This window comes from Streptomyces sp. NPDC088812 (assembly GCF_044750285.1).
Taxonomy (GTDB): domain Bacteria; phylum Actinomycetota; class Actinomycetes; order Streptomycetales; family Streptomycetaceae; genus Streptomyces.
In genome coordinates this window covers 1-11,707 of sequence record NZ_JBIVJP010000041.1, presented here as the reverse complement: position 1 = coordinate 11,707, position 11,707 = coordinate 1, and the positions used below count along the sequence as shown (strand labels likewise).

The following is an 11,707-nucleotide window of genomic DNA, read 5'->3' as shown; positions in this document are numbered from 1 at the left end:
CTCACTCTCCTTGCAGCGTGGGGACGACCATCGGGGTTCCGGTCACCGGGTCGGGGACGACGACGCTCGGCAGGTCGAACACGTCCTTGATCAGCGTCGCGTCCACGATGTCCGCGGGGTTGCCCTCGGCGACCACCCGGCCGCCCCGCATGGCGACCAGGTGGTCGGCGAAGCGGCAGGCCTGGTTGATGTCGTGCAGGACGGCGATGACGGTGCGGCCCCGGTCGCGCAACCGGGCCAGCAGGGCGAGCAGTTGGTACTGGTGGGTGATGTCCAGGAAGGACGTCGGCTCGTCGAGCAGCAGGTACGGCGTCCGCTGGGCCAGCACCATGGCGATCCACACCCGCTGCCGCTGCCCGCCGGACAGTTCCTGGACCGGCCGGCCCGCCAGATCGGTGACGCCCGCGGCGGCCATCGCCTCGTCGACGGCCTCCTCGTCGCCGGCCGACCACAGCGCCAGCAGCGACTGGTGCGGGAAACGGCCCCGGGCCACCAGCTGCCGGACCTTGATGTCGTCGGGGGACAGCGGGTCCTGCGGCAGGAAGCCGAGCTGCCGGGCCAGTGCCTTGGAGGGGTAGCCGCCGACCTCGCGCCCGTCGAGCTCCACGTGCCCGGCGTCGGGGCGCAGCAGCCGGACGAACGCGCGCAGCAGGGTGGACTTCCCGCACGCGTTGGGGCCCACGACGGCGGTGAACGCGCCGTCGGGGACGTCCAGGCTCAGCCGGGTGGACACCACGCGGTCGCCGTAGCGCAGGGTGATCTCCCGCGCGGTCAGACGTGCGGTCACGCCCGCCCCACCTCCTTGGTCAGCAGCCAGATCAGGTAGCAGCCGCCGATCGCGGTGCTCACCACTCCGACCGGCAGCGCGACCGGCGCCAGCAGCGCCTGGGCGAGCAGGTCGGCGCCCTGGAGCAGGACGGCCCCGGTCAGCGCGGCCGGAAGCAGCGGGATCCCGGCCGCGCCCGCGAGCCTGCGGCCGATCTGCGGGGCGGCCAGCGCGACGAACGCGATCGGCCCGGCCACCGCGGTCACCGTCGCCGTGCAGCCGACGCCGACCAGCACCATCAGCAGGCGCAGCCGGCCCAGCGCCACCCCGGTGGTCACCGCGAGCGCGTCGCCGAGCGAGGTCTGGTGCACGGCGCGGCTCTGCACGGCCGTCAGCGCCAGCAGCCCGCCGATCACCCAGAACGGAAGCCACAGGTCCGCCCAGTCCACGCCGTTGAGCGAACCGGCGCTCCAGCCCACCGCGGCGATGGCGACCTCCAGGTCGGCACGGAGCACGATCCACGAGTTGAGCGCGGTCACCATGGCGTTGACCGCGATGCCGATCACCACCAGCCGCAGCCCCGAGAAGCCCCGGTCGGAGGAGAGCAGGTAGACCACGGCCGACACGAGCAGCCCGCCGGCCACCGAGGCACCGGCCAGCTGCGCGGGCGTGCCCGACAGCACGGTGATGGCGATCAGGGCCCCGGTGTAGGCGCCCGCGTCGAGACCGATCACGTCCGGGCTTCCGAGCGGGTTGCGCGTCAGGTTCTGGAAGAGCGCGCCGGCCACTCCGAGCGCGGCGCCGAACACCAGCCCGGCCGCCACCCGCGGCAGCCGCCATTCGAGGATCACCACGGAGTGCTCCGACCCGGTGAGCACGGCCAGCACCTCGCCGGGGGAGGCCCAGGACGCGCCGTAGCACAGCCCGAGCAGGCCCAGCCCCAGCACCAGGGCGACCAGCACCGCGCAGACCAGCACGGTGCGCCGTGCCGCCCGCAGCACGTCCGCGACCCGCGCCGCCCGTGGCCCGGCCGCCGCCGTCCGCACCCCGGACGCGGTCACAGCGCCCCCGCCCCGTGGCGGCGGACGGCCCAGATCAGCATCGGGCCGCCGAGGAACGCGGTCACGACGGCCACCGGCACCTCGCCGGTGGGCAGCAGGACGCGTGATCCGATGTCGGCGACCAGCAGCAGGACCGGGCCCAGCACCATCGAGTAGAGCATCAGCCAGGGCACGGATCCGGCCGCCGGCCGGCGGACGAGGTGCGGCACGATCAGCCCGACGAACAGGATCGGCCCGGCCACCGCCGTGGCGGCCCCGCTGAGCACGGTGATCAGCACCAGGGTCACGGCCCGGGTCCGGGCGACGCCCGCGCCCAAGGCCTGCGCCACGTTCTCGCCCAGCGCCAGGGCGTTGAGCGTCCTGCTCAGCAGCAGCGCGCCGAGCAGGGACACCCCGATCGCGGCCAACGGCACCGCCAGCGGCGCCTGTTCCCGGCCGGCCAGCGTCCCGACCGACCAGAACCGGTACGCGTCGAAGACGTCGGGGAGCATCAGCCTGAGGCCCAGCGCGATGCCGCTCAGCACCGCGGTCAGGGCCACGCCGGTGAGGACCAGGCGCAGCGGCGAGCGCCGCCCCACCGCCGTCACCAGCAGCGCGGCGAGGACCGAGCCGGCGACCGCACAGACCAGCTGGCCCGTCTGCCCGCCGGCCAGGCCGAGCGCCGAGCCGACGGTGACGGCGAACCCGGCCCCCGCGGTGACCCCGAGGATGCCGGGCTCGGCCAGCGGGTTGCGGGCCAGCGTCTGGATCAGCGCGCCCGCCACCGCGAGCGCGGCGCCCACCGCCGTGGCCAGCAGCGCGCGCGGCGCCCGCACGTCCCGTACGATCACGTGGTCGTTCGTCCCCCGGTAGTCGAACAGGGCCCGCACCACCTCGGTGGGCGGAACCCGGTGGGCGCCGATGCCGATGCTCAGCACGGCGATGGCGGCCAGCAGCACCAGCCCGCCGAGGAGCAGGCCGACGCGTGGCAGGTCCCGCCCGGTTCCCGCCCCTTCGGAGGTGCGGACGACGGCGGTCACCGGTCCAGGAGAGGCGCGAACGACGTGTCGATCGCGTCGAGGGTCTTCAGGGCGTCACCGTAGGTCGCGGCCTCGGTGTAGGCGATCGGGAAGGCCATGCCCTTCTTGACCGCGGGCAGGTTCTTCCACAGCTTCGAGTCCATGACGTACTGCACCGACTCCGGGACGCCGCCGTCGGGGTCGACCGAGTAGGTGATGGCGTCGGCCTCGCCGAGCGAGTCCGAGAGCTCCTCGATGGACGGGTACTCGCTGACCGACTGGGAGCCGGGGCCGGCCTTCTTGACCTTCCCGTAGTACACGGCGCCGATGTCCTGGGCGACGCTGGTGCCCCAGGAGCCGCCGAACTCGCGCTGGAAGGTGCCCTTGGAGGTGTCGCCGTACGAGCCGACGTGTCCGAGCTTCAGCTGCGGCAGCACCGCCTGGTACTTCTTCTTCAGCTCCGCGGCCTTGGCCTCGTACTCGCCCTTGACCTCGTCGTAGTCGTCGAGCACGCCGGCGGCGTCGGCGTGCTTGCGGGAGACCTCACGCCACTGGGACGGCACGGTCGGGCCGACCGCGACGACCGGGGCGATGGACTTCAGCCGCTCCATGTCGATGTCGCCGAGCACCGGGGTCGGCACACCGAGGACGATGAGGTCCGGCTCGGCCTCGGCGATCGCCTCGTAGTTGGTCTCCGCCGCGGACTCGCCCGCGACCTTGGTCAGCTTCTTGTACGTGGCCAGGTCCTCGTCGCTCATCAGGGCCTCCCCGCGCTGCCACGAGGAGATCCCGACGAGCGGCGCGCCGGCCTCGATCAGGGTCGGCACGGCGTAGCCGGTGGCCACCACGCGCTGCGGGTCGGCAGGGATGGTGACCTTGCCGTTGTCCGCGGTGAACACGCGGGTGCCGTTCTCCTTCCCGGACGTGTCCGCCGTACCGCTGTCCGACGACGACCCGCACGCGGTGAGGGCCAGTGCCAGGGTCAGGGCACCGACCAGGCCCGCTGATCTGCGTGCGAACATGCGCAACTCCTCCTGAGAACGTGCGGGACGGACTCGTGGTACGACAGCGGGCTCTGACGGTTCGTCAGTGCTGGGGGTCGTGCTGGTGTCCGTGCTCGTGCTGGTGTCCGTGGTCCTGCTGGTGTCCGTGCTCGTGCTGGTGTCCGTGGGGGTGTTGGTGCTCGTGGGGGTGCTCACTCGTGGGGCTCGTGCGGGTGCTCACTCGTGGGGGTGCTCACTCGTGGGGGTGCTCATGGGGGTGCTCGTCCTCGTCGTCGAAGTCGGCGACGCCGCGCTTCCAGTAGCCGGTGATCTCGTGGTCGGCCTTCTCCAGCCGCAACGCGTCGCGGATCCATCGCCGCAGCGGCTTGATCTGCCCCGCCTCGCCCGCGATCCACACGTACAGCCGCTCGCCCTCGGGCACGGGCGTGGCGGTCACGGCCCGCGCCAGCGCGCCGCCGGTGCCCGCCGGACGGTCGCCGCGGTGCAGCCAGCGGACCTCGACGCCTTCGGGCGCGGACAGAGCGATCTCCTCGTCGGCGTCGGCGACCTCGATGAACGCCCAGCCCTTCGCGCTCCGGGGCAGTTCCTCCAGCCAGCGCGCGATCGCGGGCAGCGCCGTGATGTCGCCCGCGAACAGATAGCGGTCGTAGGCGTGCGGGACGATCAGCCCGCCGGGCGGTCCCGCGACATGGATCACGGTGCCCGGCCGGACGTCCCGCGCCCAGTCCGACGCCAGTCCGCCCTCGTGCGGCGCGATGTCGATGTCGATCTCGCCCGCCACCGGGTCGTAGCGGCGCACGGTGTACTCCCGTGACGTGGGTGCCGGGCGCGGCCAGCGCAGCAGGTCGCCGTCGGGTTCCGGAAGGCGCAGCGAGCCGTCCGGGTCGGGGAAGAGCAGCCGGACGTGGTCGATCGGCGAGTGCGCCTCGAACCCCTCGGTGCCGGGCCCGCCCAGGGTCACCCGCAGCAGGCCGGTGCCCACCGTGGCGGTGCGCACGACCCGCGTCTCGCGGACGCGGATCGGATAGCGCACCTTCTCCGGGTGGTGGCCCGCCCGGACCTCCTCGATCCGGTCCAGGTGCCGGTGGCCGGTCCGCGTCACGGGTTCTCACCCGTCAGCAGCGCCGTCCAGTGCGCCAGTTCGGGCCGCTCGGCCAGGTCGGGGAGTTCCAGCGTGTCCGCTCCGCCGGCGCGCCAGCGCTCGACCAGCGTCATGAGCCGCACCGAGTCCAGGCCGAGGTCGCGCAGGTTCTCGTCGGGTTCTATCTCGGCCGGCTCGCAGCCGAGCAGTTCCGCGACGTCCGCGCGGATGCGGTCGGGTGACAGTGACTGGCTCATCGGCCGGCTCCTGTGGGTGTCGGCGCCGGCCGTGCGGCCGGCGCGTCGGATGCGGTGGTCGTGACGCCCCTGCGGTGGGCGGCGTACCGGTGCGCCCGGTCGTGGCGTTCACGGGAGGGGCCGGCGGCCGGGCCGGCCGCCGGAGTCGCATCGGAGGGCCGGCGTCCCCTCCCCGTGAGCGGCCCGGGCCGGCCGCCGGGCGTACGGCCGGACTCCACCGGGCCCGCGGCGACGCGGTCGGCGTACGGGGCGGCCGGCGGCGCCGGTGCGTGGTGGGCGGTCACGCCACGTCCTCCAGACCGAGGGCGCGCAACAGGGTGCGGAACTTCGCGGAGGTCTCGTCCAGTTCGGCCCGGGGCTGCGAACCGGCGACGATCCCGGCGCCGGCGAACAGGCGTACCGTCCGGTCGCACACCTCGGCGCTGCGGATCGTCACGGCCCACTCGCCGTCGCCGTCGAGACCGGTCCAGCCGGCCATCCCCGCGTAGTAGCCGCGGTCCTGGGGCTCCAGGGCCGCGATGGCCGTGAGCGCCCCGGCCGTGGGGACGCCGCAGACCGCGGGAGTCGGGTGCAGTGCCTCGGCCAGGCCGAGGGCCGAGGAGGCCGGGTCCGACGGGTCGCGCAGCCGTCCGGTGATCCGGGTCGACAGATGCCACATGGTCGGCGTACCGATCACCTCGGGCCGGTCCGGTACCTCCAAATCCACGCAGAAGCCGCCGAGCACCTCGGCCACCCGTGCGGCGGTGTGGGCGTGTTCGCCGAGGTCCTTGGCCGAGGCGCGAAGGCGCGCGATCCGTTCGCGGTCGACGGTGTCGTCGCCCGACCGGGGGGCCGACCCGGCCAGCGGGTTGGCGATCACGGTCGCGCCGTGCCGGGACACCAGCAGCTCGGGACTGGCGCCGACCAGGGTCCGCGGGGCGGGGTCGCCCGGCGCGGTGACGTCGACGGCGAAGGCGTAGGAGGCAGGGTCCGCGCGCACCAGCCGGGCCAGCAGCGAGGGCACCCAGACCGGGGACGCGGAGGTCAGTTCCAGACAGCGGGCCAGCACGACCTTGTGCAGGTCACCGGCCTCGATCAGCTCCAGCGCCCGGCGGACGGCATCGGTGTAGCCCGCGGGTGCGGGGTGCGGTGCGACCCTCCATCCCGTGCCGGGCTCCACGCCGGGGACGCGCAGGTCCGCGGGGGCGCCCGCGCGCCGCACGACGGCGGGCACCACCAGGCCGGCCTCCGCCTCCGGGCGGAACCCGACGGCCCCGACGACCACGGGATCGGAGAGCCCCGTCGCGGCGGCCGCGTCCAGCGCCTCGGCCACGGCCAGGGCCCGTGCGCCGCTCCCGGAGCGGATCCGGGCGCGCACGCCGTCGGCGAGCATCGTGCCGCGCGCCGAGGAGAAGTAGAACGAGCCGGTCAGATAGGCCGCCAGCAGGTCGGCGGCCAGGTGCACGGGGCTGGGGCGCATGAGCGCGGATATGGACACGTCGGCGAATCCTTTTCTCAGGCGCGCGGGGGCGTGCCGCAGATCAAGAGGACCTGTGTCGTGAGGTGCCGACCGTGGTCGGGGACCCTGAACGGCGAGGCGTCGGAGATGCGGAAGGGACCGGTGACGCGCTCCGGCGGACGTCGTACGGGTGACCGACCGGCGGCGTCGGCTTCGCTCGCCGCACCCTTGTTCCCGGCAGGCATGGGTCTCCTCTCGGTCAAGCGAAGTAAGGCTAACCTAACTAAGTGGCCGTCCGGCAGCAAGAGGGAACAACTCCTTCTGCCTCACGTATTCTTGATGTTTCGTCAGCTTTTCGGTCGGCGTGCGGACCAGAGCTCGGCGCGGTCGGGCACGGCCCGTCCGAGGGCGGCTCCTCCACCGGGTTCACCGGGGCTGCGGCCGTGGCCGGGAACGCCGGGTCCGGCGGCCGGCAGCGGGAGGGCCGTGCGCTGTCCCGGCCCGTCCCCTCCGTCCCGGTGCCACCAGGTCAGCAGCGGGCCGGTCATGGCGGTGGTGACGACCGCCATGACGACCAGCAGGGCGTACCAGCGGTCGTCGAGCAGGCCCGCCTCCTTCCCCACGCCGAGGGCGATGAGTTCGGTCAGCCCGCGGGTGTTCATCAGCGCTCCGATGACCGCGCTCTCCCGCCAGGTGCGGCCGCCCAGGCGGGCGGCGAGCGCGCAGCCGCCGAGTTTCGCCCCGGCGGCGACGGCGAGCAGGGCGGGCAGCAGCAGGGCGTCCTCGGGGCCGAGGCCGCCGATGTCGACCGAGAAGCCGGTGGTGATGAAGAAGACCGGCAGGAGCAGGCCGCCCATGCGGTCCGCCCACGACACCAGCTCGCGGTCGGGTGTCCCGTCGGCGGCCCGCGGCATCAGCAGCCCCGCGAGGAACGCCCCGAACACCGCGTGCAGTCCGAGCGCGTCGGTGGCCCACCCGGACAGCAGGGCCGCCGCGACCAGCGGTCCGTCCCGCAGGACGCCGGGGATGGCGGAGGTCCGCCGCAGTACCGGCCGCACGAGGGCCGCCATGGTCAGCAGGTAGCAGGCCAGCAGACCGAGCAGCACGGCCGGTGAGCGTCCGTGGGGCCCGGCGAGCGCGATGACGCCGGCCAGCACCAGCCACCCGACGACGTCGGTCAGCGCCGCGGAGGCCGTGGCCACGGTGCCGGGCACCGTGCCGGACAGCCCGCGGTCGCGGATGATGCTCGCGAGGACGGGCATCGCCGTGATCGACAGGGCGACCGCCAGGTAGAGTGGGAAGACCCACCCGTCGGAGGTGCCCGCCGGCGCGATGTCCGTGCCGACGGCCAGCCACCCCAGCGCCACGCCCGCCGCCATGGGGACGGCGAGCGCGGCGACGGACACCGTGGTGACCGCACGACCCTGGTGGCGCAGCAGTGACGTGTCCACTTCGCAGCCCACGGAGAACATGAACAGGACCAGCGCCACCTGCCCGAGCACCCCGAGGTGGGGCAGCACCTCGTCCGGGACGAGCAGCGAGCTGGGGTCACCGGGCAGCTGTCCCAGCACGCTCGGCCCGAGCGCGATGCCCGCGAGCACCTGGCCGATGACCGGAGGCTGCCCGATCCTGCGGGCCAGCGCCGAGAGCAGCGCCGCGAGCGCCACGACCGCGCCGGTGGCCACCAGGACGCTCGAGGTGATCCGCTCGGCGTTCACCGGTCCGGCGCCGACGGGTCGGTGACCGGCGCGGTCATACGACCGGACCGCCCTGGGCGAGGGACTCGCCCTCATGCTCGGACCTCCCGGTGGCGGCGCCCGGCGGGACCGCCCAGCCGAGGCCGTCGGGGGAGGTGACCAGCCCGTCGGGGAACAGGGGGCGCTCCAGGCTCGTCGCGCCGCCGAGGGAGGCGCGGGCCTGGATCTCGTTCATGCCCTGCATCACGTCCGTCACCACCTGCGTGCCGAACAGCTCGCTCATCCGCTCGCCGCTCTCGGTCTGCGCGGGCCCGGTCCGGTCGACCGCGTCCGCGAGGTCCTTCGAGGAGCTGCCGAAGCGCTCCCTGAGCACCTCCGTGTCCAGGAGCGCCGACTCGCCGGAGTTGACCGCGGAGACGCCGCCGACCAGCTCCACGAAGGCGCGCAGGTCGGTGGCCTCGGCCCGGGAGACCTTGCGGGCCTGCCAGAAGTAGGAGTCCTCGTTGTGCTGCATGTCGTAGAAGGCGAGGAGGAACTCGTAGAAGACGCCGTACTCGCGGCGGTAGCGCCGCTCGAACTCCCCGAAGGCGCGCTCCTCGTCGAGGTCGCCGGCGAGCGCGCTGTTGAGGGAGCGGGCCGCCAGCAGGCCGCCGTAGGTGGCGAGGTGGACGCCGGTGGAGAAGACGGGGTCGACGAAGCAGGCAGCGTCACCGACCAGCACCATGCCGGGCTGCCAGAAGCGCTCCATGGCGTACGAGTAGTCCTTGCGGACGCGGAGTTCGCCGTACGGCCCCTCGGTGACCCGCCGGGCGTCCGCCAGATAGTCCTTGATCATGGGGGCGCGTTCGATGAACCGGTCCATGGCGGCCTCGGGGTCACGCGAGAGGACGCCGGCCTGGGAGCGGTTGACGACCGCGCCGACGCTGGTGAGGGTGTCGGTGAGGGGGATGTACCAGAACCAGCCGTCGTCCCAGGCGCAGCACAGGATGTTGCCGGCGTCGGGTCCGGGCAGGCGCTTGCCGCCCTCGTAGTAGCCGTAGAGGGCCACGTTGCGGAAGAAGTCGGAGTAGTTGCGCTTGCCGACCGCGCGGGCGAGCCTGCTGTTGCTGCCGGAGGCGTCCACCACGTACCGCGCGGAGGTCTCGTGGGGGTGGCCGTCGCGGTCCGTCCAGCGCAGGCCCGTGACGCGCTCGCCCTCGGTCAGCGTCGCCACGGCCGTGCACTGTTCGCGCACGTCGACGCCGAGCCGGCGGGCGTTGTCGAGCAGGATCTTGTCGAACTTCATCCGCTCGACCTGGTAGGCCGTGGAGGCGGGGCCGGACATCAGGGGGGAGTAGGCGAACAGGAAGTTCCAGGGCTCCGGGTTGGAGCCCCAGCGGAACGTCCCGCCGCGCTTGGGCATGAACCCGGCCTTCTCCATCTCCTCGTGGACGCCGAGGAAGCGGCAGATCCCGTGGATCGTCGCCGGGAGCAGCGACTCGCCGATCTGGTGGCGGGGGAAGGACTCCTTCTCCAGCAGCAGCACGCGGTGGCCTGCCATCGCGACCAGGGCGGCCGTGGTGGAGCCGCCGGGGCCGCCGCCGACCACGACGACGTCGAAGGACTCGGCGGAGGTGCCCGCACCGGTGCCGGAAGCGCGCTCGGGCGTGGTCATGTGATGTCTCCCTGGAACTGGGGCCGAAGGCGGGTGGTTGTGGGGAGCTGGTCTCACAGATGGCCGCCGTCCCGGACGCGCGGGACCGTGTGTGCCGGGACCGTGCGCGGGGGTACGGCGTCTCGCGGAGCTGGACCGTCCTCGGCCGCCGGTCGGGCCGAGGAACGGAAAGGTGCCGGAACTCGTGAGGCGGGGGACCGACGGCCGTGGCGACCGCGATCGGGAAGTTAGGTTAGCCTAACTTTCCTGAGCGGGGGAGGGGACTGTCGACAATCGGCCACCCCGCACCCTGTGACCTGCACAACTGCCGTCTGAATCAGGGACCTTGGGGCCGAGATCGTCAGAATCCTCCGGTGCCCGTCCACCACCGAACCGGGGTCGGACGCTCCTGGCGCGTGGCGATCCCGGAAGCGCGTCGAGCCGCCTGCACGGCGCGTCAGGCCTCCCCGAAGACCGTGTCGGTGGTGGTGACGACCGCGCAGCGGCCGGCGGTCCAGCGCAGGGCCGTGTCGTGGTCCTCGCGGGTGAAGTCGGCGACGGCGTCGGCGACGACGAACGCCTGGATGTCCCGTGACCAGGCGTCGCAGGCCGTCGTCATGACGCCGATGTGCGCGTACACCCCGACGATCACCAGCTGGTCGCGGTTCCGGCCGCGTATCCGTTCCTCGAGGTCGGTGCGGGTGAACGCGCTGTACTTCCACTTGGTCAGCAGGGTGTCGCCGGGCTGGGGTGCGACTGTGGCGGGCATGGCGAGCGCTTCGGGGTCGTCGGCGACGCCGGGGCCCCAGAAGTCGAGCTGGAGTCCGCGTTCCTGGGGGGTCTGGCCGCCGCGCTGGGCGGAGTAGACGACCGGCACACCGAGCCGGCGGGCCTGTTCCAGCAGCCGTGCGGTGTTCGCGAGCATGCCGGTCAACGGCTGCTGGCCGGCGGGGAAGGCGGACAGGAAGTGCTGCTGGAGGTCGTGCACGAGCAGGACCGCGCGGGCGGGGTCCACGGTCCACGGGACGCGGTTGGCCGGCAACTCGTCGACGGTCGGGAGCGGATAGGCGGTGACGGGCGGGAGCGCCTCGCGTGGACCGGCCTGCGCACGCTGCTCGGCGCTGGACCGCAGCTGCTTCTTGCTGACCTTGCCGACGCCGGTCTGCGGGAACGCGTCGACGAACTCGACGAGATCGGGGACCTTGTAGGCGGCGATGCCGCGCTCGCGGACGAAAGCCTTGAGGGCGGAGGCCTTCAGCGGCCCGGCGCCCTCGCGCAGGATCACGTGGGCGAGGGTGCGTTCGCCGAGGTAGGGGTCGGGTACGGCGACGACGGAGACGTCGTGGACGGCGGGGTGGGCGAGGATGATGTTCTCGACCTCTTCCGGGGCGATCTTCTCGCCGCCCCGGTTGATCTGGTCCTTGGCGCGGCCTTCGACCACGAGGTGTCCGGTGGGGGTGCGGCGCACGATGTCGCCGGTGCGGTAGAAGCCGTCCTCGGTGAAGGAGCGGGTGTTGTGTTCGGGGGCGCGCCAGTAGCCGCGGATGGTGTACGGGCCGCGGGTGAGCAGGTGGCCGAAGGCGCCGTCGGGGACGTCGGTGCCGGTGTCGTCGACGATGCGGATCTCGTCGTCGGGGGAGATCGGCCGGCCCTGGGTGGTGAGCACGGTCTCCGGGTCGTCGTCCAGCCGCGTGTAGTTGACCAGGCCTTCGGCCATGCCGAAGACCTGCATCAGCCGGCACCCGAGGGCGGGTTCGAGGCGGCGGGCGGCC

The 11,707-nt window shown here is 73.4% G+C and carries 10 protein-coding genes and 1 pseudogene; all 11 read right to left on the bottom strand.

The genetic code is table 11. The features are described from left to right. Position 1 precedes the first annotated feature (1 nt). The gene (locus tag ACIP67_RS42255; protein ID WP_389517565.1) at positions 2-787 is read right to left on the bottom strand and encodes an ABC transporter ATP-binding protein; all 786 of its coding nucleotides are present in this window, start codon (positions 785-787) and stop codon (positions 2-4) included. Next, positions 784-1,767, bottom strand: coding sequence for a FecCD family ABC transporter permease (locus tag ACIP67_RS42250; RefSeq protein ID WP_401699809.1), 984 nt, complete (start codon positions 1,765-1,767; stop codon positions 784-786). The genes ACIP67_RS42255 and ACIP67_RS42250 overlap by 4 nt, the downstream gene beginning before the upstream one ends. A 56-nt stretch (positions 1,768-1,823) precedes the next feature. Then, positions 1,824-2,846, bottom strand: coding sequence for a FecCD family ABC transporter permease (locus ACIP67_RS42245; RefSeq protein ID WP_401699795.1), 1,023 nt, complete (start codon positions 2,844-2,846; stop codon positions 1,824-1,826). Beyond that, positions 2,843-3,847 (bottom strand): ABC transporter substrate-binding protein, encoded by a 1,005-nt coding sequence (locus ACIP67_RS42240; RefSeq protein ID WP_401699792.1) that lies wholly within the window; start codon positions 3,845-3,847, stop codon positions 2,843-2,845. The genes ACIP67_RS42245 and ACIP67_RS42240 overlap by 4 nt, the downstream gene beginning before the upstream one ends. 214 nt (positions 3,848-4,061) lie before the next feature. Then, the gene (locus ACIP67_RS42235) at positions 4,062-4,931 is read right to left on the bottom strand and encodes a siderophore-interacting protein (protein ID WP_401699789.1); all 870 of its coding nucleotides are present in this window, start codon (positions 4,929-4,931) and stop codon (positions 4,062-4,064) included. After that, the gene (locus ACIP67_RS42230) at positions 4,928-5,167 is read right to left on the bottom strand and encodes a phosphopantetheine-binding protein (protein ID WP_401699786.1); all 240 of its coding nucleotides are present in this window, start codon (positions 5,165-5,167) and stop codon (positions 4,928-4,930) included. The genes ACIP67_RS42235 and ACIP67_RS42230 overlap by 4 nt, the downstream gene beginning before the upstream one ends. A 280-nt stretch (positions 5,168-5,447) precedes the next feature. Next, positions 5,448-6,626 carry an isochorismate synthase gene (locus ACIP67_RS42225; RefSeq protein WP_401699807.1) on the bottom strand — a complete coding sequence of 393 codons (1,179 nt, stop codon included), beginning with the start codon at positions 6,624-6,626 and terminating at the stop codon, positions 5,448-5,450. Between the two features lie 326 nt (positions 6,627-6,952). Further along, on the bottom strand, positions 6,953-8,323 hold the full coding sequence (locus ACIP67_RS42220) for a cation:proton antiporter (RefSeq protein WP_401699783.1): 1,371 nt from the start codon (positions 8,321-8,323) through the stop codon (positions 6,953-6,955). Between the two features lie 34 nt (positions 8,324-8,357). Then, entirely contained in the window at positions 8,358-9,956 is a 1,599-nt protein-coding gene (locus ACIP67_RS42215) for a tryptophan 7-halogenase (RefSeq protein ID WP_401699782.1), read from the bottom strand. Positions 9,957-10,392: 436 nt separating this feature from the next. After that, positions 10,393-11,067 (bottom strand): isochorismatase family protein, encoded by a 675-nt coding sequence (locus ACIP67_RS42210; RefSeq protein WP_401699805.1) that lies wholly within the window; start codon positions 11,065-11,067, stop codon positions 10,393-10,395. Between the two features lie 75 nt (positions 11,068-11,142). Then, a pseudogene (locus ACIP67_RS42205) lies at positions 11,143-11,652 on the bottom strand (AMP-binding protein); the annotation flags it as partial. Positions 11,653-11,707 lie beyond the last annotated feature (55 nt).

What these genes read in the sequence shown, in the direction of transcription:
- ACIP67_RS42240 (WP_401699792.1), bottom strand. Translation starts at nt 3,847, where the DNA reads ATGTTCGCACGCAGATCAGCGGGCCTGGTCGGTGCCCTGACCCTGGCA.
- ACIP67_RS42230 (WP_401699786.1), bottom strand. Translation starts at nt 5,167, where the DNA reads ATGAGCCAGTCACTGTCACCCGACCGCATCCGCGCGGACGTCGCGGAA.
- ACIP67_RS42225 (WP_401699807.1), bottom strand. Translation starts at nt 6,626, where the DNA reads ATGCGCCCCAGCCCCGTGCACCTGGCCGCCGACCTGCTGGCGGCCTAT.
- ACIP67_RS42215 (WP_401699782.1), bottom strand. Translation starts at nt 9,956, where the DNA reads ATGACCACGCCCGAGCGCGCTTCCGGCACCGGTGCGGGCACCTCCGCC.